Consider the following 19,268-nt stretch of genomic DNA (forward strand, 5'->3'; position numbering starts at 1 on the left):
CGGGGCACTCTGCGCTGCGAATGTCCCCCGTCGCGGCAAGCCGCTCCCTCCTCCTTTATTTCGCTGCGCAGAGCGCCCCACCACCCCGATCCGGGAGACGTTGTCGGTATTCGACCGTCGCGCGCCAACTCGGTCCCCCATGGATGCCGGGTGGCCGATGCGGCGAAATAAAGGAGGAGGGAGGCCGGAGGCCGACGGGGGACATTCGCTGCATCGGCCACCCGGCGTCCATGGCTGCGCACACGGTCGCTGTGCAGCGCTTCGATGAGATCAGACTTCGGGCAACAGTGGGCTCGACCCGCAATCCATGCCTTCGAATTCATGGATGCCGGATCAAGTCCCCGGCATGGCAGATTCAGTTCGACGCGAAGCAGTAGAAGCGCCCGGCGCCGCCGGTGCGCACCAGTGCTTCCTGGCTGCAGCCGGCCGACTGGTGCGAGAAGTTCCAGGACTTGGACCAGTTGTCGGCGTTGGGTCCCGTGCGGTCATGGTGGCCCACGACCGCCGAGCCATCGGTGCTGGACGTCCAGCCCTTGCAGGTGGTGTCGGTCTGCGGAGCGAAGGCGGTGCCGTCCTCGCGTGAACCCGTCAGCATGTCGTGCTCGTTCGGCGTGTCGCCGCGGCCCTTCACCACGTTGCCGCGCTCGTCCAGCGCCACTTCCTTGGTGATGCCGCTGCCGCTGTGCAGGTTCGCCACGTTGCTGGCCACCAGCACGCCCTTGGCATTGAACCAGGGACCCGCGCCGATGCGGTCGCGCGCGTGGACGGCGGCGGCGCCAGGCGAGGTGGCCGAGGGCAGGACGGGTGGCGTGCTCAAATACGCGCGCCAGGCCTTGCCGCCGGCGCCCGCAGCGGCTCCCAGCCGCTGGCAGATGGCGTCGGCCCCGGCGATCCCGCCCAGATCGGCGCCCTTGCCGCTGCCGGCGCTGGTGACGAAGAAACTCATCGGCCCGGTGGCCGGGGTGGTGGCACAGGCGGCCAGCAGGGCCGCGGCGGCGGCAGACGCGGCGATCAGTTTGATTTTGCGCATGGGAGCTTCCTTTTTTGTGGGCGGTGGGACGATTGCGTATTACGCTGCAGCTGTTCGCATGCCACCTCAGGGAGTTTCCCTAGGAACGCCTCGATTGCTCATCCATGGCGTGTAAGTAGACTTTGCTACGGAGCGTCTTATGCCTACGAAACAATTCACCAGCGGCCGCATCCGGAAGGCCCACTACGACGATGCCTCGCGGCAGCTGGACTTGCATTGGGACAACAAGTCCATCACGGCGTACAAGCACGTGCCGCAAGAGGTGTACCGGCGGCTGTGCGCGGCGCCGAACCCGGCGACCTATTGGGAAGACCGCATCGCCGACGAATACCCCAAGGGCACGCCGATGACGTCCACGGCCGACCCGGACGCCGCCAAAAAATTGAGCGACCTCTTCGGCGGCGAGGGCTGATCCCTCCTCAGTTTGGAGGAGGTGAGCGGCGGGGTTCGGCGGTACGCTTTAAGGCGCCACGCACGGCGTGGACAGGATGACACCCAGGAGGATCCGAATGCCCGCAAGCAAGCCCACTTACGCCAAGCAGCCCGCGCCGCCCGCCACAGGGCCGTTCCGCCAGGCCAGCGCGAAGGCGCGCGACCTGGCCAAGCAGGAACATACCCACGTCTACGGCAACTACGTGCGGTGCGCCACCGATACCAAGGGGTTTCCCACGCCGGACAATGCCGGCCGCGCGGAGATCGTCCTCGATGCGACCGAGGGGTTCATCCCGCTCTGGGCAAAGGGCATGACGCTGCGCTGGCGCTTCCAGGCCAAATCGCTGGCGCATTTCGAAGACCCGGAAGCGGCCAAGGCCGCGTTCCGCAAACTGCTGGGTGACGCGATCCTGTTGTGGGGTGATGCCGTGCCCGTCAAATTCGCCGAGCGCAAGGACGCTTGGGATTTCGAGGTGGTGGCGAAGGAATCTGACGACTGCGACATCAGCGGCTGCGTGCTGGCCAGCGCGTTCTTCCCGGACGCGGGGCGGCACGAGCTGACGTTCTATCCCCGGCTGCTCGGCGAATCGAAGAAGGAGCAGGTCGAGACCCTGGCCCATGAGATCGGCCATATCTTCGGCCTGCGCCATTTCTTCGCGAAGGTGAGCGAGAAGGATTGGCCTGCCCAGCTGTTCGGCAAGCACAAGCCCTTCTCGATCATGAACTACGGCGCGCAGAGCAAGCTTTCGGCTGCGGACAAGGCCGATCTGCGCAAGCTCTACCAGCAGGTCTGGTCGGGCGAGCTCAGCGAGATCAACGGCACACCGGTGCGGTTGATGCGGCCGTATCACCTCAGTTGACTAACCCACCTCCACCGTCACCTTCAGGTACGTCGCGGCGATCAGGCAGGTGTTCGGGTACTGGCTCTGGTTCTGGCTCTGGAACAGCGTCACCAGTTCGTTGCGCAGTTCGTCCGTGCGCCCGCTCTTCTCCGCGGCGTCGAAAGCGTTCATCGTCGGCCCGTAGAACTGCCGGAAGGTGTCGACGAATTCGGCCGGCGAGCCCTTGAAGTCGAAGACGTAGCTGTCGCGCTCCCAGCTGATCGCTTCCGATGCGATGCCCACCGCGCCGAAGCGCTCGATGATGTTCGGCGTCGAGCCCCAGCCCATCGGGCTCACGAAGCCTTCGGGCGGCGGCGGCGAATACGACGAGCTGATCTTCAGGATCTGCGCGACCAGCGTCGGGTCGTTCGGAATCCAGTTGCCCATGATGATGCGCCCGCCATGGCGCGTCACGCGCACCATCTCACGGGCCACGTCGAAGGGCTTGGGCGCGAACATCGCGCCGAACATGCTGACGACGAGGTCGAAGCTCTTGTTCTCGAGCCGCAGGTCGCACGCGTCTCCTTCCTCGAACCGGCAGTTCGCCGACAAGCCGGCCTGGGCCGCGCGACGGTTGCCTGCGGCGACCAGGTTCGCTGCGATGTCGACGCCCAGGACATCCGCGCCCAGCTTGGCGGCCGGGATGGCGGTGGTGCCGTCGCCGCAGCCCAGGTCGAGTACTTTCATGCCCGACGTGATGCCAGCCTGCCGCGCGACGTCCTCGCCGCACTCGCGCATGCTTTCGGCGATGCGCGTGAAGTCGCCTTTTTCCCAGAGTGCCTTGTTCGGGTTCATGACTTCATCTTTTGCCATATGCATGATTTGCTCCTTGAGTGTTCCGCGGATGCCATCGGTGCTGCGTCTATTCGTTGCACCCGCCAGATTCGATAGACGGCATACTCATGTTCCACACCGGGCGTTCCTGAAACGTTCCCGAGCCGTGCTGCAGCAAAGGATCGCGATGTCGCCCCCATCCAGCCCCGCATCTGCCGCCGTGTCGATCCGGCTGCTGGGGCAGTTCCGCCTCAGCGTGGAGCCGGTGGCGGGCGAACAGGCGCAGGAGCCGCCGGCTCAGCTGACGCGCCGCGCCGCCGAGCTGCTGCAGCTGCTTTGCTTGCAACCGGATCGCAGTCTCTTGAACGAGCAGGTGGTCGAGGCTCTTTGGCCGCACCTCGACCCGGACGCCGGCAGCGCCAACCTGCGCAAGGCCGCGCACCACGCGCGGCAGTTCGTCGGCCAGCCCGACGCGGTGGTGCTGCGCGGCGGCCGGGTGTTCCTGTTGCCCGACCGTCCCGTCGAATGCGACGCGCAACGTTTCGAACACGCGGCCGACGAGGCCCTGGCCAGCGGCGATGCGCAAGCCTGCAAGACGGCCGCCCAGCTCTACGGTGGCGAGCTGCTGCCGGAGGCCCGCTACGAAACCTGGACCGAGGCGCCGCGCCAGCGGCTGCGCGACAAGTTCTTACGGTTGTTGCGCCATGCGGGCGACCTTGAACGGCTGGTGCGCGAAGACCCGACTGATGAAGCGGCGCACGTGCAACTGATGCGCGAAGAGCTGGCCGCCGGCCGCCGCTCTTCCGCGCTGCGTTGGTACGGGCATTTGCGCGATCACTTGCAGCAGTCCTTGGGCGTGCGCCCCGGCCCGGCCGCTGAAGCGCTGTATCGCGAATGCGTGGCGGGCCTGGAAGGTGCCGCACCGCGCTTCGTCGGCCGCGCGCTGGAACTGGTGCGCGTGCTGTCGCTACTGCGCGCCAGCCTTGCGGGGCGCCCCGGCGGAGCGGTGGTGCGCGCGCCGGCGGGCATGGGCAAGACGGCATTCTGCCGCCGCGTCGCCGAAGAGGCACGGGGCCTCGGTTGGCAAGTGCGCTCGCTGCAGGCAAGCGACTGGTCGCGGCCCTACGGCATCGCGGCCGACCTGGTCGAACCCTTGCTGGGCGAACTGCCCGACGTGGCGCAGGCCATCGGCCTGCATGCGCAGGCCGTGCTGGCAGAGATGACCGCCAGCGACCACGCGAAGCCGTTGGTGTTGCCGCTCGGGCGTCACCAGATGGTGGGCGCGGTGCGTCGCCTGCTGCTCGCCACGGCTTCCGGCAAACCCGTGCTGCTGATCGTCGACGATGCGCACGCGGCGGACGACGCGAGTGCGGAGTTGCTGACGCAGCTGGCGGCGAGCGGCCCGCCCGTTTTCGTGCTGCTGGCCTGCCGGCCGGCGCTGCCGCCATTGCTGGAGCGGAACGTGTCGCGCATGCAGCGTGGCGGGCAGCTGGAGGCGATCGAACTTGGGCCGTTGTCTGAAGAAGAAGCCGCGTTGCTGGCGGCGCGCGTGGCCGACCAGCCATTGGCGGGCGATGCCGCCGCGGCCATTGCACGGCGCGCCGAAGGCTTGCCGTTCGCCGTGGTCGAGCTCGCGCGCGGCGCGGCCCCGGTTGCCGGTTCCGCGGGCCTGTCGCGCAGCGTGTCGGCGGCCTTGGCCGAAAGGTTGTGCGACGTGAACCCGGGTGCGATGGAGGCATTGCGCCGTCTGGCGCTTTCGGCTGAAGATTTCGATGTCGCCACCGCCGTGGCATTGGCGGCAGATGAGGGTGACGATGCGCTTGCGCGGCTCGACCAGGCGTTGGCCGCCGGTGTGCTCGTGGTGGACGACGGCCGCTATCGCTTCCGCCATGCGCTGGTGCGCGAGGCGCTGTCCGAGGGCATTCCGCCGCATCGGCGCGTGCTGCTGCATCGCGACGTGGCTGCGCGCCTCGAACAAGCCGGCGCCACGCCGGGGTTGGTCGCCCGGCACTGGCTCGCGGCGGGCGAACCCGACCGGGCCCTGCCGTGCTCGCTGGCCGCCGCCCGTCAGGCCTTTCGCCTCGGGGCTTATGAGGACGTGTTGCGACACGCCGAGCCGCTGCTCGCGCACCGGCCGGCAGAGCCCGAAGCGCTGGTGCTGCGCGCCGAGGCCCTGGACGCCCTCGGCCGCCCGGGCACGCTGGCCGCGTACGACGCGGCCGCGGAAGTCGCGCCTGAAGCGCAATCGCACGAGCTCCGTGCCAAGCGAGCGCTCGCCCAGGTGAAGATGAGCGACCCGACCGGCGCGCTCCAGTACCTGAAAGACGTGCACCCCACGACCGTGGCGGGGCGGCTTGCAGAAGCGCTCGCCTACAGCGGGGCCGCGGCCCTGGGCTTCGGCGACCCCGCCGAAGGCACGCGCCGCTCGGCCGAAGTGCGGCGCATTGCGCTGGAAACCGGCGACGAAGGCACGCTCGTCATCGCCTCCTGGTCGCAGGCCGCGGCAGCCCACGCGCGTGGCGACTTGCACGGCAGCGTATGGGCCGACCTGAAGGAGACGAGCCATCTGCCGCAACTGGCTGTGCGCGTGTTCGACGGGCACCTGTGCATCACGCAGCGCTTTCTGTACGGATCGAGGCCTTACGCGGATGTGATCTCTTTTGCCGATGCGCTGGCCACGGAGGCGCAGCGGCTGGGTGCAGCTCGCGGCCATGCTTTCGCGGTGACGCTGCGCGGCGAAGCCCGGCTGCTGAGCGGGCAACTCGACGCGGCCGAGCAAGATTTGGTGGCAGGCGGGCGCATGCATCGCGCCATCGGCGGTGCGACGGGCGAGGCGCTGTCGCTGCAACGCCGCTCCGAGCTCGCGCTGTACCGCGGCCAGCCCGACCGCGCGCGTGGTCTGCTGGACGAAGCGCTCGACGTGGCGCGGCAGTCGGACGTCGGCTTCCACTTGTTGGACCGCATCTATGGCACGCGCATCGCCATGGCAACCAATCCTGATACAGCGCTGGGCGTGCTGGAAGAGGCGGAAGCGAGCGTGCGCGGGCCGGTGGAAACCTGCCCGGGCTGTCGCATTACGTTCGCCATCCCGGCCACCATCGCGGCCGCGAGGGCGCATGCGCTCGACGTGGCGGCCGGCCACCAGCAACAGTCCGAATATCTCGCCAACGTGGTGATGAAGCTGCCGGCCTGGTACGCGTCGTTGCACGAAGCACAAGCGCACGTCGCGCTCGCCGCGGGTCGGCGTTCCGCTGCGCGGGAGGGATTCGCGGCGGCGGCGCAAGGCTTCGCCGCGTGCGGGCACGCGCTGGACCAGGCGCGCTGCGAGGCGCTCGCTCGGGGAGCCTGAGCGCTCCCCCGGCAGTCATTGCGGACGAGGGACTCTACTTGCGTGAAACGCGCTTGGCCCGCTTGGTCTTCGCTGCCGCCTTGCGGCGCGGCTTCGCCTCATCCGAAGCGAACGCATGCTGCGCGCTGCCTTCCGAAACCCGCTCCGAGCGGCGCTGTTTCGGATAGACCAGCGCGCCGGCATTGCGTCCGCCGGTCGCCGGCTTTTCACCCCATGACGCGGGCCGCAAACTGTCGCGCACCGCCTGCAGCGCATTGTCCTTGCCGGTGAGCTTGCTGGCCAGTTCCACGCCGGCGCCCGCCGACAGAATGCCGCCGATCGACGACATCCATCGCGTCCAGTTCTGCGCCGCCATGTCCCAGGCCCAGCGCTGCATGTTGGCGATGCCGTCGAAAGCCGTGGCGGCGCTGGTGTCCGCGTCGCTGGCCGTGGAGACGTCGGCAACTTCGTTGGCCTCCGCGCCCGCCACGGCGCGCGCGACACGATCGGCACCGTCGGTGAGATTCTGCGCGGAAGCGATGGTGGCCTCGGCCGCGCGCATTCCCCAGTCGGCCCACAGCAGGAAGGGATTGAAGAGGTTGGGTGTGTCCTTCTGGTCGGCCATCGGGTGCTCCTTGTTCAATGCGGTGCGACGGTGCCGCGCCACGCGCCCGTTTCCACACCACGCCGTTCGACCAGTTCCTTGAACCGCTTCAGGTTGCCCTTGGCGGCGAGCTTGACGCCGCCGACCGCATCGCCGATTTTTTCGGCCGCCGTCTCCGGGTCATAGTCCATGTGCAGCTTGACCCGCGTGCGGTTCTCGCCGATCTTGTCGAAGCTCACAGCGCCTGCGTTGGGCACGCCATCGGTGCTGCGCCATGCGATGTACTGGTCGGGAATCTGTTCGGTGATCTCGGCGTCCCATTCCTTGATCTTGCCGGCCACACTGGCGCGCCAGTGCAGGTGCGTGTCGTCGAGTTGCCGCACTTCCTCCACGCTTTCCATGAACCGCGGGAACTCCTCGAACTGCGTCCACTGGTTGTAGGCGGTGCTGACCGGGACGTTGATGTCGATCATTGCGTCGATCGATGACGAGCGCGAGCCCGGCAAGCGGCTCGTGTCGCGAGCCCTTTGCATCAGCTTCGATGCCAACAGCGCCCCCGCCGCGAGCGCGCCGAGGGTGGCGAGCGCGGCTGTTCTGGTTTTCATTTCCATCTGGTGTCCCCTGTCTGTGAAGTTGAGCCGTGAAATGCATCCGGCAGTCGATGCACAACTTCTATATCGTGCCCCCGGCAACGCGTTCGCAGGGCAACAGGGTGCAAGTCGGGTGAGCAAGCGCGTGCAGGCGCGCCAGGAATTACATGCGGATGCGTGTCGCTCAGCTTGCGCGGGCGGTCAGTGCGGCAGCGTGGCCACGTCGACCCAGCCGCCTTTTGCTTGTGACGCCATGCAAGCCTCGATGAACGCCATGGTGTGTGCGCCGTCCTCAATGCGCGGATACGGAAAATCAGGAACGGATTGGTTCAGCTCGCGCGCCATCCGTTCCTGCGCCACTTCGGCGTAGATGTTGGCGAATGCCTCGCGCAGGCCCTCGGGATGGCCGCGCGGCGTGCGGCCCAGCGCGACGATCTCCGGCGGCAGCGAAGGGTCGCCGCGGCCGATGGTGCGCACCGGCTCGCCGTGCATCGCCAGCTTGAGGTAGCTCGCTTCGCGGTGCGACCAGTCGAGCATGCCGGCCTCGCCGTACACGCGCAGGCGGATGTCGTTCTCGGCGCCGGCCGCGGCCTGCGTGACAGTGAAGGTGCCGCGCGCGCCATTGCCGAACTCCAGCAGCGCCGAGACGTGGTCGATCACCTTGCGGCCCGGCCGCAGCGTGCCGGCATCGGCAGCAACCCGTGCGACCGGCGAGCCGGCCACGAAGCACGCAAGATGCTGCGCGTGGCAGCCGATCGCGCCCATCACCAGTGCCTGCCCGCTGCGTGCCGGGTCGAGCAGCCAGCGCAGCCGGTTGTTGATCGGCCCGTCTTCGATGCGCGTGGCCATGCCGCCCTGGATGTATTCGACCTGCACCAGCCGCACGGCGCCGATGGCCCCGCTTTGCACCAGGTGCCGCGCGTACCGCGTCATCGGGTAGGCCGAGTAGCCGTGGGCGACGGCGAAGATTCTTTGCTGCGCGCGTGCGCGTTGCACGAGGTCGCAGGCCTGCGCGAAGTCGTGCGTCACGGGCTTGTCACTCACCACGTCGAGCCGCGCGTCGAGTGCCGCGGCTGCGTAGCCGTAATGGGTGTCGTTGGGCGTCATGATCGCCACCGCATCGATGCCGTCCGAGCGCGCACGTTCGGAAGCGAGCATCTCGGCAACATCGCCGTAGCTTCGCTCCGCGTCGAGGCCGAGCGTCACGCCCGCACTGCGCGAGCGACCCGCGTCGCTCGAGAAAACGCCCGCCGTCACGCGGAACCAGCCGTCCATCTCGGCTGCGCCGCGGTGCATGCCGCCGATCCACGAATCCGGCCCGCCGCCGATCACACCCAGCCGCAGCGGCCGCCCGAATTTCTGTCGCAATGCCATGGTCATGCGCGGGATCATAGACATAGAACCAAAGGCTAGCTGCGCCTTGGCCGCGAGTGCTGTATGCTCGTACAGCATTGGAGAAGTTGCAGTGAAGGGCTACTACACGGTCAAGTTGACGGGCGGCGATGTGCCCATGGCCGAGCGCATCGCGCTGGAAACGCGCTATGTGCAAGCGCTGGAGGCCGCGCTGGGCGGGGCCGAACGGGTGAGAGACCTGTGCCTGGCAGCAGCCTGCACGCAGCCGCCCGCGCTCGGGCCGGAGCTGCGCGGCGCGTGCGAGCGCGCCCAGGCGATTGCGTGGGGCGCGCAGGGCGCGATTGAAGGCGCACGCTTTCACGTCTCCGCCTGGACAGCGGACGATCTTGCCTAGGCCGGCACCAATGGTTACGATGCAATGATCGAGCATCTGGCCCAGAAAGGAAGCCGCCCCCGCGGAACCCGTGTGGTCTTCAAGAATCTGTTTCGCCAGCCCGCTGCCGACACGCAGATGGAATTCGGATCGTCCAAGCTCGACACGTCCGTGCGCTCCGAATATATGGAGCAAGTCCTCGCGCAGCTGAAGCGCTTCGGTATCCCCCCCGACATGGCGATGGTGGAGATCGGCGAAGCCGGCATGTCCGAGCAGGGGCATCCCATCTTCCACGCCATGCTGCGCATCGTGGCCTGGCAGCGCAAACCCGGTGTGCGTCTGCTGCTGGGCCTGCCTTTGCTGGAGCACAACATCCGCAAGGCGCTGGAAGCCACATGGACGGCCGAAGTCAGTGATTTCGGCGGCGTGTGGCTGCAGCCTTCCGGGCTGCTCGAAGACGGCGCGGCCGCGGCCGAGATCCGCGGGATGATCCATGCGCTGGAGGCCATCGGCTCCGCGCCGCCGCCGGCGGCAGCCAAGGCGCCAGACTCGTCCGCTCGAGATTGACCGGCCGATCGGACTGGTGGCCCCACGTCGGGCAACTCTCCTACAGTGAAAGCGGGGACAAACCACTTTGTGGTGCGGGGCCGTAGCGTCCATCCTGTCTGCATTGACCGTACAGGAGACATGCCATGGCAACCACTCACTCACAGCAGCAAGATTCACAGCAGCAAGACGAAGAAGCGGGCGGCGATCAAGTCGAGGGCCAACCCCCGCCCACGCCCGATGAAGACGGGCCCCACGACGTGCCGGACGATCAGGTGATAGAAAAAACATTGCCCACCGGTCCGGTGGGCAATGTGGGGAGTTGAGGCACTGGCCCGCTCGCGCAAGCGGCGGGCCGTTCCTTGGCGCGTTCCTTGACGCTTAATGCCAGCGCGGGTCGTACGGGTAGCGGTCCACAGCGTTGCTGTAGCCGTCGCCGTCGCTGTCGATCACGGCGGGGCCGGCGCCCAGAACGACCGTGTTCGGCGGCGCCACATAGGCAGTCGTCGCGGGCGCTGCCACGTACGCCACGGCCGGCGTTGCGTGATATGCGCAGCCGCTCATCAACAGGGCGGCGCCCAGGGGGGCAAGAAGGTAGGTCACTTTCATGGTTGCTCCTAGCCGCGCTTGAAACTGCGCGGATGTGAAGCCAGTGTGGCTTTTCCTGCCGGGCAGGGGCATCGGCAAGTGCCGGATAGTGGCGCAAGGCCTTACCTACAGCCCGATTCTTGCTGCGGCTCGGCAATGGCGGCGACGAACACAGGCGTTAAGCTTGCGCGGTGAGAACCCCCCGATGAGCCAGATTCACCAGTTGAGAGAACGATTGCGCGCCGCCGGCGCGAAGCCCAGCCACGAGCGGCGGGTGCTGCGCCTGTGGGTGCAGGCTCTGCCGCAGGACAGCGGGCGCCGCGTGCTGGATGACTTCATGCCCCGGCAGTTGCGTGACGCACTTCCACAGATCACCGCCGAGTTCGATGGTATTGCGCGCATCGCGTCGCAGCATCCCGGTGAGGACGGCTCGATGCGCTTGCTGGTGCAACTGGCCGACGGGCAGACCTGCGAGTCGGTCCTGTTGCCGCGCGACGGGCTGTGCATCTCGAGCCAGATCGGCTGCGCCGTGGGTTGCAAGTTCTGCATGACGGGGCGCGATGGATTGCTGCGCCAGATGGGCAGCGCCGAGATCGTCGCTCAGGTCGCGTTGGCGCGCACGTTGCGGCCGGTGAAGAAGGTGGTGTTCATGGGCATGGGTGAGCCCGCGCACAACCTCGCGAACGTCATGGACGCGATCGACTTTCTCGGAACGGCCGGCAACATCGGGCACAAGAACCTGGTGTTCTCCACGGTGGGCGATGAGCGCGTGTTCGAAAGGTTGCCGCAGGGGCCTGTGAAGCCGGCGCTGGCGTTGTCGCTGCACAGCACGCGCGCCGACGTGCGTGCGGACCTGCTGCCGCGCGCACCGCGCATCTCGCCCGACGACCTGGTGGAAGCAGGGCACCAGTACGCGCGCGCCAGCGGCTACCCGATGCAGGTGCAGTGGACGCTGCTCGATGGTGTCAACGACACGGCGGAAGAAGTCGAAGGCCTGGTGCGGCTGCTGAAGGGCCGGTACGCGGTGCTCAACATGATCCCGTACAACAGCGTGCCGGACCTGCCGTATCGCCGCCCCGCGTGGGACAAGGCCGCCGCGCTGGCGCGCGAGCTGCACCGCAAGGGCGTGCTCACCAAACTGCGGCAGTCGGCGGGGCAAGACGTGGACGCCGGTTGCGGCCAGTTGCGCGCGCGCAGCCTGCCGACTACTTCCGTTGTCCGGGTCATTCCCGGTTCGCGCGATCCCGGGGTGCAAGCAAGATAAGGTCTCCATACAGGAGACATCGATGCAACGTCGCTTCCTTCTTGCCGCTGTGGCGGTGGCCCTTGGCGCCACGGGCACGGCCCTGTACGCGCAGGACAAGTGGCCGTCCAAGCCGATCACCTACATCGTGCCCTTCGGCCCCGGCGGCACCACCGACGTGCTGGCGCGGCTGGTGACACTGAAGGCCGGCCCGGCACTCGGCACCACGTTCGTCATCGAGAACAAGCCCGGCGCCGGTGGCGGCACGGGCTCGGACATCACCGCCAAGGCCCCGCCAGACGGCTACACCATCCAGGGCGGCACCATCAGCTCGCACGCGATCAACGTCAGCCTCTACCCGAAGCTGCCGTATGACCCGGTCAAGAATTTCCAGCCGATCACGCTGATCGGTTCCATGCCCAACGTTCTCGTGGTGCGCGCGGACAGTCCGTACAAGACGCTCCAGGACGTGATCGCCGCGGCCAAGAGCAAGCCCGGTTCGATCAACTATGCGTCGTCCGGCAACGGAACGTCACAGCACCTGTCGGGCGTGTTCTTCGAACAATTGACCGGCGGCAAGATGGTGCACGTGCCGTACAAGAGCAGCGCCGAATCGCTGAACGCCATCCTCGGTGGGCAGGGCGCGGACGTCATCTTCGAGAACCTCGCGCCGGCGCTGCCGCACATCAAGGCGGGCAAGCTGCGCGCGCTGGGCGTCACGTCGGACAAGCGCTCTTCGACGGTGCCCGAAGTCCCCGCCATCGCCGAAACACTGCCAGGGTTCGCCATCGTCTCGTGGCAGGGCATCTTCGCGCCCGCCGGCGTGCCTCAGCCCATCGTCGATCGGCTGGCCACCGAGATGATCAAGGCCGTGAACGATCCCGAGATCAAGTCCAAGCTCGTGGCCCAGGGCATCGAGCCGTCGGGCATCACGCCCGCCGAATTCTCGGCCTTCCAGAAGGCCGAGATCGACAAGTGGGCGCGCGTGATCAAGGCCGGGAACATCAAGGTCGACTGAGCTTTACTGCGGTGCTGATGTTGATCGGTCAGGTGAACTGCGCGATCGGCCGGTTGCGCGCCAGACTCCAGCCGCTGGTGGGGCCGGCTTCGTAGCGCCAAACGATTTCAGTGAAGTTGAGCTTGAATTGCTCGGTCGGCATGTCGTCCGGATGCGTCTGCAGCTGGATCTCGCTGACCAGCGCGTCGCGCAACGCAAAGGTCATGATGGGGACCGTCTTGTCACCGGACGTGCGCAGAATGTAGATGTGCGTCACGTCCTTGTCCTTGCCGATCGGCTGCGCGCGCAGGCAATAGTCATACAGCTTCACCGACACCTTGTCGACGTACTTGACGCAGGTGAACTCCGTGATGACGGGTCGGCCCGACGTGCGCGCGCTGTTGCTCACATCGGTGGTGACCTGCTGCTTCATGCCCTGTTGCAGGGACACCAGTTCGATGCACAGTCCCGCATTGGGGAGGCCGGAGTGGCCCGCGTCGGCATCACTGCCGCTCGGGAACAGTGTCTGGTCACCCGGCTGAAGGAGTATGAGGTCCATTCCCCTTTATAGCATCCGTCCACACCGCAACGTCTTCCGGCGTCATGGTGCTGGCCGGGGTGAGTCGGCCGTCCACATAGCCGAGGCGTTCGACGTCGTGCAGGTACTGCTCGCGCGAGAGCAGTGTGCCGGCGCACACGTGCGGGTCGTCCAGCGGCGGCTGGCGGGTTTCGGCCGCGAGCCGCGACATCAGCGTCTCCATCACCCACGTGGGAACGCGATCGCGCTCGCCCGGATAGATAAAGCCGAACAGCGTGAGGTGGGCCAGCAGCACGCGCCAGTGCGTACCGAAGCGCTCGATCAGCGCCTGCCAGTCGAGATGTTCCGCATTGGCCTGGATCGTGTGGGCCACGTCGGCGCCGTCGTAGCGCTCGCGCTCCATGATGAACGCCTTGGACAAGAGACCGTCTTCCATGTTGGCGATCTGCACCGGCACGCCCAGCACCTCGGCCTGCCGGTTGCCGGTGAACCAGCGCTCGTCCACCGGCGTCACGCCGTTGCCCGAGTTGAAGATGAGGTCGATGAAGTCGGCGCCCGCGTAGACCTTGGCGAGCCAGTGCGGATACGTCATCTCCGCGCGCCACCCTTCGGCCTGCATCAGCGCCGCGACGCGGTCGTAGTCTTCGCGGCGGATGAACAGGTCCAGGTCTTTCGTCGCGCGGCGAATCCCGGTGAAGCATGCGTGCGCGAACGCGCCGCCTACCAGGAATGGTACTTGCGCATCGGTCAACACCCGCAGTGCCCGCCGGAAGAATGCGGCGGTATCCGGGGCGACTTCTTCCTCGAGCGAAGGAGCGAGCGGGGCGGGGGCGGTGACCATGGGACTGAGGCTAACCTCGGCCGCGCCTGCTGGGCGGGTACAAGTAACCTCATGCAGCGTCGGCCTCGGCCTACAGCCGGCGGCGACGGATGGGCAGCACGGACGAGGCGTTGCGCGGCATCATGGCCGCATGGGTAAATCCGCCACCTCCATTCGCTTTGCCGCCGTCGGCGACATCCACGTCAACAAGGATTCAGCCGGGACGCTGCGCAGCTTCTTCGCGCAGGCCGCCGAAGCCGCCGACGCGCTGTTGCTGTGCGGCGACCTCACCGACTACGGGACGGCCGAAGAGGCACACATCCTGGCCGAAGAGCTAGGCGCGTGCTCGGTGCCCATCGTCGCCGTGCTGGGCAACCACGATTACGAGTCGGGCACGCCGGAGATCGTCGTGGAGACGCTCACGCGCGCCGGTGTGCGCGTGCTCGACGGCGAGGCGTGCGAGATCGAGGGCGTGGGTATCGCGGGGGTGAAAGGATTTGCCGGCGGCTTCGGCCGTGGCTCGCTCGGCGCCTGGGGCGAACCGGCGATCAAGCTGTTCGTGAAGGAGGCGTTGAACGAGGCCATGAAGCTCGAGTCGGCGCTGGCCAAGCTGCGCATGCCTCGGCGCATCGCGATGCTGCATTACTCGCCCATCGACGGCACCGTGGAAGGCGAGCCGCTGGAGATCTATCCCTTCCTCGGCTCGAGCCGGCTGGAGGAGCCGCTGCTGCGCTACCCGGTCGATGCGATCTTTCACGGCCACGCGCATCGCGGCACGCTCGAGGCCAAGACCATCAGCGGTGTGCCCGTGTACAACGTGGCCAGGCCACTGCTGCTGCGCAGCAGGCCGGACATGCCGCCCTTCAGGGTGGTCGAACTGCCGCGCTAACGCGTCGCATGGCAGAGCTACTGCGGCTGGAAGAAGCCGATGTCTTGAACGGTCTTTACCAGGCCCTGGGCAAAGAGGGCGTAGCCGCGCTCGTTGGCATGGATGGGGTCGGCACGCAACGCCGGGTCGCTCAGCACCGCCGCCCATCCTTTCGCGTGGACGGGCACCTTCAGCTCGTTGCCGAGCTCTTCGAACATCGCATGGTCATTGAGCGAACCGGTCACAGCCGCGACCGCGCTGAATGCCGGAATGGCCACCAGCAAAACCTGGGCACCGCCAGCCGCGGCCAATTGGCAGATGCGTCGCACGTTGTCGCGCGTCTGGTCCAACGGCATGCGCCGCAGGAAGTCGTTGCCGCCGATGCTGACCAGCACCAGGCGGGGCGAATGCTCTTGCAGCAAGCCGGCCAGCCTGGCCAGCGCGCCGGCCGAGGTGTCGCCGGAGATGCCGGCGTTGACGATCTGCCACCCGGTCAGCTTCGCGAGCACCGCCGGATAGCTCGTCTCCGGCGTCGCGCCGACGCCGAAGGTGATGGAGTCGCCCAACGCCAGCACGGTTGAACCGGCAGGCACGGCCGCCAGCTTGGGCTTGCGGCCGCACGCCGCGAGGGCTGCGGCTGAAAGCGTGGCAAGCAGCAGGCGACGGCGCGCGACGCGCATTTCAGGCCTCGCGGTACCAGTTGTGCAACTGAGAGAAGTCCAGGTCCCAGCCTGTCAGCACGGGCACCAGCTTGTTCGCGGCGCCGATGACGCGCGTGCGGTTGATGAGGGGAACGGCGGCAACCTCGCGAACCACCAGGTCGTTCATCGCGATGAAGAGCGCGGCGCGCTTCACCGGGTCCAACTCCGTCTCGGACGCCTTGTACAGCTTGTCGTATTCGGCGCTGACCCAGCGGTTGAGGTTGCGGCCCTGCCACTTGTTGGCCTTGGTCGCCACCTCCGCGGTGGTGAAGCGGTTCATGTACAGAGTGGGGTCGGGCGAGCCGGAGAGGGCGGTGAACATCTGCATGTCGCACCAGAACTTGGTGTTGGTGTCGGGGTTGCCCACGTCGGAAGAGAAGAACACCGAAGCGCTCACCGACTTCAGCTCCACGTCGATGCCCGCCTTCTGGCAGGCTTGCTTGACCACCGCCTGCTCCTTCTGGCGGATGCCGTTGACGGAAGTCTGGAAGACGAACTTCATCTTCTTGCCGCCTTTTTCGCGGATGCCGTCGGCGCCTTTCTTCCAGCCCGCCGCATCGAGCATCGCACTGGCCTTCTCGACGTTGAACTCGTAGCGCGTATTGGTGGAGCGGTAGCGCGAAGGCGCGTTGAGGTAGTTGGGCGTGGCGAAGCCGGTGCGGCCGTAGATGAAGTCCTGGATGCCCTTGCGGTCCATCAGCAACGCCATCGCCTGGCGCACGGCCAGGTCGCTGAAGGCGAAGTGCTTGCTCTTGGCGTGGGCACGTTCGCCTTCCACCTCGTTCCACGGGTCCGTCATGTTCAGCTGCACGAACTCGATGTCGCCCGCCGCCACGATGTAGGCCTTGCCTTTGCCGCCCGACTCCATGCGCTTGAGCACTTCGTCTTCCACCTGCAGGTTCCACGCGTAGTCGTACTCGCCCGTCTGCAGCACCGCGCGGGCTGCGGACGTGGCGTCGCCACCGCCCTTCACTTCGATGGCGTCGAAGTGCGGACGATTGGCGATGTGATAGCTCGTGTTGATGGCACCGCGCACCATGTCGCCCGGCTTGAAGTCCACGAACTTGTACGGGCCCGTGCCCACCGGGCTCAGGTTGCCCGGCGCCTCACGCGACTTGGCGCCGACGTATGCGCCGAAGATGTGCTTGGGGATCAGCAAGGCGCTGCACAGCGCCGTCTCCCATGACGGCGCGGGCTTGTCGAAGACGAGGCGCACGGTGTGCGAATCGACCTTCTCGGCCTTGAAGCCCGTGAACTGGCCGACCGTCGTGGCTGCGGTGGCGGGGTTGCGCGCGTAGTCCCAGTTGAAAACAGCGTCGTCCGCGGTGAACGGCTTGCCGTCGTGCCACGTCACATCGCGCTTGAGCTTCCATACCACCGTCTTACCGTCCGCCGACACGCCGCCGTTGGCGCGTGTGGGAATCTCCGCAGCCAGCACCGGCACCATGTTGCCGTCCGCGTCGAAGACGACCAGCGGCTCATAGAAGATGCGCGCCGCCTCCTGGTCTTTGTTGCCGCTGGCGAAGTGCGGGTTGAGCAAGGTGGCGCCTTGCCACCACAAAGCCCGCAGCGCGCCGCCGCCGCCGCGTTTGGTGGGTTTGTAGGCGGGCGTTGTGGTTGATTGGGCGACAGCGATGCCGGAGTGCGTGAGGAGCTGGGCCGCCATGGGGGCGGTGAGGCCGAGGGAGACCAAGCGGGAGATAAAGGCGCGGCGGGGGAGGGTGCCGGCGCGGACCTGGTCGATGAGGTGGCGGAGGGTGGGTTCTTGCATGGGGGCCCTTTCTGCGAATAGGATCATAGGGCTGGACGCATGTATTCGCTTTGCAGTTGATACGCGGCAAATCCCAGCTGCGGGCTCTGCGCAAACTTGCTAGGCGCTCGGATTGACGAGACAACCAACGAAGGAGGGATCGGATGAGTGAACGAGACGAACTGCTGGAGTCAGTCGCCAAGGAAATCTCGTCGTACCGGGCAGGTGAAATTGTCAAGCCCGACGTTGCGCACGTTGCGCGCTGGCTCGACCAGTTTACTCCGGAAGCGCAACTCCCCTTTCTGAGAGAGTTCAACCACGTGCTGGACCAATCGTTCATTGCAGAGGAAGGAGTCTTAGGCTTTCTTGAGGGAATTCTTACGAATGAAAAACTCACTGGTGGCGCTCATTGCGACTACTGGCGCAAGGCAAATCTGCTAAAAATTCAGCAAGACGGCCAGAGTCAGCGGTCCATGTTGAAGCATTTGGATAAGGCGCTTCAAGACACGTGCGGCATAGCGCTAAAAGATTGCGGGTCGCCTGACGGGGACATTGTCTACATCGACGATATTATTTTCAGTGGGGGCCGAGTTGGAACCGATCTAGACAAATGGATCCGCGAAGCCGCACCGCAAAAGGCTGTGGTGAAAGTGATAGTCATTGCATATCACAAGCTTGGGATTTGGCAGCTCGAAAATCGACTTAAGAAGGCTGCGGCTGAAGCGAAGAAGGACATCGGCTTTACTTTCTGGCGTTTGCTCGAGGTTGAGAATCGCAAGACCTACCGTTGGTCATCTCAGGTTCTGTGGCCAACGGAGCTGCCACAAGTTGACGTGGTGCAAGCCTACGTTGCGGGGCTGCAGAAGTTTCCGTTTGAGGCGAGAGCTGCTGGAGGGCCACTCGGGATCTTCAGCTCAGAGGCCGGCCGACAAATACTCGAACGGGAGTTCCTGATCGCCGGGGCCCGTATTCACTCCCAAGGCAATGTAAGTGCAGTGAACCGTCCGCTTGGACATGGGTACTTCGGACTCGGATTCGGCTCCACGTTGGTGACACATCGGAATTGCCCAAACAACTGCCCCTTGGCTTTGTGGTGGGGCGATCCGACTGCGACGTCCGGCGCATTGAAGTGGTACCCGCTTCTTCCACGCAAGAACTACTCGTCTGCGGAGAACGTCTTTGGCAAGTTCTTTGATTGAGGAAGAAATTGCGGGACTGTCGCGGCGCTACTTGCGCAGCGAGGTAATTGTCGTGCATAAGACGAGAGACATGTTCGGTGGTCTCTCCAATATGGCTGCTGGGTACCCGCTGCACGTGAATGGCGTGAGAATACTCACCTCGGAGGCCTTGTATCAAGCTTGCCGGTTTCCGCATTTGCCCGAGGTCCAAGCTCTCATCATTGCCCAGCAAAGCCCTATGACAGCTAAGATGCGGTCAAAGCCGCATCGCACTGAAACCAGAAGAGATTGGGATGAGATTCGGTTCAAAGTTATGCGTTGGTGCCTCCGTGTCAAGCTCGCTCAGAATTTCGACGAATTTGGCCGGTTGCTACTCGCAACTCGTGAGCAGCAAATTGTCGAACGGTCGGCCAAGGATGATTACTGGGGCGCTAAGCCAAGTGCAGATGGCGAGACACTTGTCGGGCAAAATGTACTCGGGCGCTTACTGATGGAACTTCGTGAGCGGCTCCTCCAACAGAACGTCGATAGCCTTAAGGTGGTGAAACCGCTGCCCATAGAGAACTTCACTTTGCTGGGCCACCCCATTGAATCAGTCACGGCCCGACTTTCTACTAGAACCCCGCAGAAACCTCTGCTCTGAACTGCAGGAGACAAGCATCTTGTCTGCATAG

Annotated in this window: 21 protein-coding genes; 11 read left to right on the forward strand and 10 right to left on the reverse strand. The window is 65.9% G+C overall.

What is annotated here, in order from left to right; all coding sequences use genetic code 11:
* Positions 1–355: 355 nt before the first annotated feature.
* Positions 356–1,030, reverse strand: a complete 675-nt coding sequence (locus EEB15_RS22750) for a hypothetical protein (RefSeq protein WP_141512241.1) — start codon at positions 1,028–1,030, stop codon at positions 356–358.
* A 139-nt stretch (positions 1,031–1,169) separates the two neighbouring features.
* Here EEB15_RS22750 and EEB15_RS22755 point away from each other — a divergent pair, with 139 nt between their 5' ends.
* Together EEB15_RS22755 and EEB15_RS22760 are read left to right on the forward strand one after the other, a co-directional pair.
* The gene (locus tag EEB15_RS22755; protein ID WP_141512242.1) at positions 1,170–1,442 is read left to right on the forward strand and encodes a KTSC domain-containing protein; all 273 of its coding nucleotides are present in this window, start codon (positions 1,170–1,172) and stop codon (positions 1,440–1,442) included.
* A 97-nt stretch (positions 1,443–1,539) separates the two neighbouring features.
* Positions 1,540–2,322 carry a matrixin family metalloprotease gene (locus tag EEB15_RS22760; protein WP_141512243.1) on the forward strand — a complete coding sequence of 261 codons (783 nt, stop codon included), beginning with the start codon at positions 1,540–1,542 and terminating at the stop codon, positions 2,320–2,322.
* Here EEB15_RS22760 and EEB15_RS22765 read toward each other — a convergent pair whose 3' ends face one another.
* Positions 2,323–3,162 (reverse strand): class I SAM-dependent methyltransferase, encoded by an 840-nt coding sequence (locus EEB15_RS22765; protein WP_199236601.1) that lies wholly within the window; start codon positions 3,160–3,162, stop codon positions 2,323–2,325.
* Positions 3,163–3,304: 142 nt separating this feature from the next.
* Here EEB15_RS22765 and EEB15_RS22770 point away from each other — a divergent pair, with 142 nt between their 5' ends.
* Positions 3,305–6,466 carry an AAA family ATPase gene (locus EEB15_RS22770; RefSeq protein WP_141512244.1) on the forward strand — a complete coding sequence of 1,054 codons (3,162 nt, stop codon included), beginning with the start codon at positions 3,305–3,307 and terminating at the stop codon, positions 6,464–6,466.
* A gap of 34 nt (positions 6,467–6,500) precedes the next feature.
* Here EEB15_RS22770 and EEB15_RS22775 read toward each other — a convergent pair whose 3' ends face one another.
* The 3 genes from EEB15_RS22775 to EEB15_RS22785 form a co-directional block, all read right to left on the reverse strand.
* The gene (locus EEB15_RS22775; protein WP_141512245.1) at positions 6,501–7,070 is read right to left on the reverse strand and encodes a hypothetical protein; all 570 of its coding nucleotides are present in this window, start codon (positions 7,068–7,070) and stop codon (positions 6,501–6,503) included.
* Positions 7,071–7,084: 14 nt separating this feature from the next.
* The gene (locus EEB15_RS22780) at positions 7,085–7,654 is read right to left on the reverse strand and encodes an SRPBCC family protein (protein WP_141512246.1); all 570 of its coding nucleotides are present in this window, start codon (positions 7,652–7,654) and stop codon (positions 7,085–7,087) included.
* 186 nt (positions 7,655–7,840) lie between these two features.
* A complete protein-coding gene (locus EEB15_RS22785; RefSeq protein ID WP_158290197.1) occupies positions 7,841–9,019 on the reverse strand; it encodes a Gfo/Idh/MocA family protein in 1,179 nt (392 codons plus the stop codon).
* Between the two features lie 85 nt (positions 9,020–9,104).
* Between EEB15_RS22785 and EEB15_RS22790 the strand changes: the two genes are divergently transcribed.
* The 3 genes from EEB15_RS22790 (at position 9,105) to EEB15_RS22800 (ending at position 10,237) form a co-directional block, all read left to right on the forward strand.
* On the forward strand, positions 9,105–9,386 hold the full coding sequence (locus tag EEB15_RS22790; protein WP_141512248.1) for a hypothetical protein: 282 nt from the start codon (positions 9,105–9,107) through the stop codon (positions 9,384–9,386).
* Between the two features lie 72 nt (positions 9,387–9,458).
* Positions 9,459–9,932: a hypothetical protein gene (locus EEB15_RS22795; RefSeq protein ID WP_141512249.1), complete on the forward strand. Its 474-nt coding sequence runs from the start codon at positions 9,459–9,461 to the stop codon at positions 9,930–9,932.
* 125 nt (positions 9,933–10,057) lie between these two features.
* Positions 10,058–10,237, forward strand: a complete 180-nt coding sequence (locus tag EEB15_RS22800; RefSeq protein ID WP_141512250.1) for a hypothetical protein — start codon at positions 10,058–10,060, stop codon at positions 10,235–10,237.
* 55 nt (positions 10,238–10,292) lie between these two features.
* Here EEB15_RS22800 and EEB15_RS22805 read toward each other — a convergent pair whose 3' ends face one another.
* Entirely contained in the window at positions 10,293–10,520 is a 228-nt protein-coding gene (locus EEB15_RS22805) for a hypothetical protein (RefSeq protein ID WP_141512251.1), read from the reverse strand.
* Positions 10,521–10,704: 184 nt separating this feature from the next.
* Here EEB15_RS22805 and EEB15_RS22810 point away from each other — a divergent pair, with 184 nt between their 5' ends.
* Both EEB15_RS22810 and EEB15_RS22815 read left to right on the forward strand, forming a co-directional pair.
* The gene (locus EEB15_RS22810; protein WP_141512252.1) at positions 10,705–11,763 is read left to right on the forward strand and encodes an RNA methyltransferase; all 1,059 of its coding nucleotides are present in this window, start codon (positions 10,705–10,707) and stop codon (positions 11,761–11,763) included.
* Positions 11,764–11,785: 22 nt separating this feature from the next.
* Entirely contained in the window at positions 11,786–12,760 is a 975-nt protein-coding gene (locus tag EEB15_RS22815) for a tripartite tricarboxylate transporter substrate binding protein (RefSeq protein WP_141512253.1), read from the forward strand.
* A gap of 28 nt (positions 12,761–12,788) precedes the next feature.
* Here the strand turns inward: EEB15_RS22815 and EEB15_RS22820 are convergent, their stop codons facing one another.
* Positions 12,789–13,298, reverse strand: coding sequence for a type VI secretion system tube protein Hcp (locus tag EEB15_RS22820; RefSeq protein WP_141512254.1), 510 nt, complete (start codon positions 13,296–13,298; stop codon positions 12,789–12,791).
* A complete protein-coding gene (locus EEB15_RS22825) occupies positions 13,270–14,118 on the reverse strand; it encodes a nucleotidyltransferase (RefSeq protein ID WP_141512255.1) in 849 nt (282 codons plus the stop codon). The genes EEB15_RS22820 and EEB15_RS22825 overlap by 29 nt, the downstream gene beginning before the upstream one ends.
* Before the next feature lie 130 nt (positions 14,119–14,248).
* On the opposite strand from EEB15_RS22825, the gene EEB15_RS22830 reads away from it, so the two are divergent.
* The gene (locus EEB15_RS22830) at positions 14,249–14,986 is read left to right on the forward strand and encodes a metallophosphoesterase (protein ID WP_141512256.1); all 738 of its coding nucleotides are present in this window, start codon (positions 14,249–14,251) and stop codon (positions 14,984–14,986) included.
* Positions 14,987–15,003: 17 nt separating this feature from the next.
* On the opposite strand, the gene EEB15_RS22835 is transcribed toward EEB15_RS22830, so the two are convergent.
* On the reverse strand, positions 15,004–15,645 hold the full coding sequence (locus EEB15_RS22835; protein ID WP_141512257.1) for a GDSL-type esterase/lipase family protein: 642 nt from the start codon (positions 15,643–15,645) through the stop codon (positions 15,004–15,006).
* Between the two features lies 1 nt (position 15,646).
* Entirely contained in the window at positions 15,647–17,437 is a 1,791-nt protein-coding gene (locus EEB15_RS22840; RefSeq protein ID WP_141512258.1) for a peptide ABC transporter substrate-binding protein, read from the reverse strand.
* Positions 17,438–17,580: 143 nt separating this feature from the next.
* Between EEB15_RS22840 and EEB15_RS22845 the strand changes: the two genes are divergently transcribed.
* Together EEB15_RS22845 and EEB15_RS22850 are read left to right on the forward strand one after the other, a co-directional pair.
* Entirely contained in the window at positions 17,581–18,615 is a 1,035-nt protein-coding gene (locus tag EEB15_RS22845; RefSeq protein ID WP_141512259.1) for a hypothetical protein, read from the forward strand.
* Positions 18,596–19,237: an NADAR family protein gene (locus EEB15_RS22850; protein ID WP_233259585.1), complete on the forward strand. Its 642-nt coding sequence runs from the start codon at positions 18,596–18,598 to the stop codon at positions 19,235–19,237. Before EEB15_RS22845 ends, EEB15_RS22850 begins: the two co-directional genes overlap by 20 nt.
* Positions 19,238–19,268: the final 31 nt, after the last annotated feature.

The organism is Ramlibacter sp. WS9 (genome assembly GCF_003797765.1).
Taxonomy (GTDB): Bacteria; Pseudomonadota; Gammaproteobacteria; order Burkholderiales; family Burkholderiaceae_C; genus Ramlibacter.

What these genes read in the sequence shown, in the direction of transcription:
- EEB15_RS22750 (WP_141512241.1), bottom strand. Translation starts at nt 1,030, where the DNA reads ATGCGCAAAATCAAACTGATCGCCGCGTCTGCCGCCGCCGCGGCCCTG.
- EEB15_RS22775 (WP_141512245.1), bottom strand. Translation starts at nt 7,070, where the DNA reads ATGGCCGACCAGAAGGACACACCCAACCTCTTCAATCCCTTCCTGCTG.
- EEB15_RS22810 (WP_141512252.1), top strand. Translation starts at nt 10,705, where the DNA reads ATGAGCCAGATTCACCAGTTGAGAGAACGATTGCGCGCCGCCGGCGCG.
- EEB15_RS22845 (WP_141512259.1), top strand. Translation starts at nt 17,581, where the DNA reads ATGAGTGAACGAGACGAACTGCTGGAGTCAGTCGCCAAGGAAATCTCG.
- EEB15_RS22800 (WP_141512250.1), top strand. Translation starts at nt 10,058, where the DNA reads ATGGCAACCACTCACTCACAGCAGCAAGATTCACAGCAGCAAGACGAA.
- EEB15_RS22820 (WP_141512254.1), bottom strand. Translation starts at nt 13,298, where the DNA reads ATGGACCTCATACTCCTTCAGCCGGGTGACCAGACACTGTTCCCGAGC.
- EEB15_RS22815 (WP_141512253.1), top strand. Translation starts at nt 11,786, where the DNA reads ATGCAACGTCGCTTCCTTCTTGCCGCTGTGGCGGTGGCCCTTGGCGCC.
- EEB15_RS22780 (WP_141512246.1), bottom strand. Translation starts at nt 7,654, where the DNA reads ATGAAAACCAGAACAGCCGCGCTCGCCACCCTCGGCGCGCTCGCGGCG.
- EEB15_RS22825 (WP_141512255.1), bottom strand. Translation starts at nt 14,118, where the DNA reads ATGGTCACCGCCCCCGCCCCGCTCGCTCCTTCGCTCGAGGAAGAAGTC.
- EEB15_RS22805 (WP_141512251.1), bottom strand. Translation starts at nt 10,520, where the DNA reads ATGAAAGTGACCTACCTTCTTGCCCCCCTGGGCGCCGCCCTGTTGATG.
- EEB15_RS22785 (WP_158290197.1), bottom strand. Translation starts at nt 9,019, where the DNA reads ATGACCATGGCATTGCGACAGAAATTCGGGCGGCCGCTGCGGCTGGGT.
- EEB15_RS22755 (WP_141512242.1), top strand. Translation starts at nt 1,170, where the DNA reads ATGCCTACGAAACAATTCACCAGCGGCCGCATCCGGAAGGCCCACTAC.
- EEB15_RS22770 (WP_141512244.1), top strand. Translation starts at nt 3,305, where the DNA reads ATGTCGCCCCCATCCAGCCCCGCATCTGCCGCCGTGTCGATCCGGCTG.
- EEB15_RS22760 (WP_141512243.1), top strand. Translation starts at nt 1,540, where the DNA reads ATGCCCGCAAGCAAGCCCACTTACGCCAAGCAGCCCGCGCCGCCCGCC.
- EEB15_RS22835 (WP_141512257.1), bottom strand. Translation starts at nt 15,645, where the DNA reads ATGCGCGTCGCGCGCCGTCGCCTGCTGCTTGCCACGCTTTCAGCCGCA.
- EEB15_RS22830 (WP_141512256.1), top strand. Translation starts at nt 14,249, where the DNA reads ATGGGTAAATCCGCCACCTCCATTCGCTTTGCCGCCGTCGGCGACATC.
- EEB15_RS22765 (WP_199236601.1), bottom strand. Translation starts at nt 3,162, where the DNA reads ATGCATATGGCAAAAGATGAAGTCATGAACCCGAACAAGGCACTCTGG.
- EEB15_RS22840 (WP_141512258.1), bottom strand. Translation starts at nt 17,437, where the DNA reads ATGCAAGAACCCACCCTCCGCCACCTCATCGACCAGGTCCGCGCCGGC.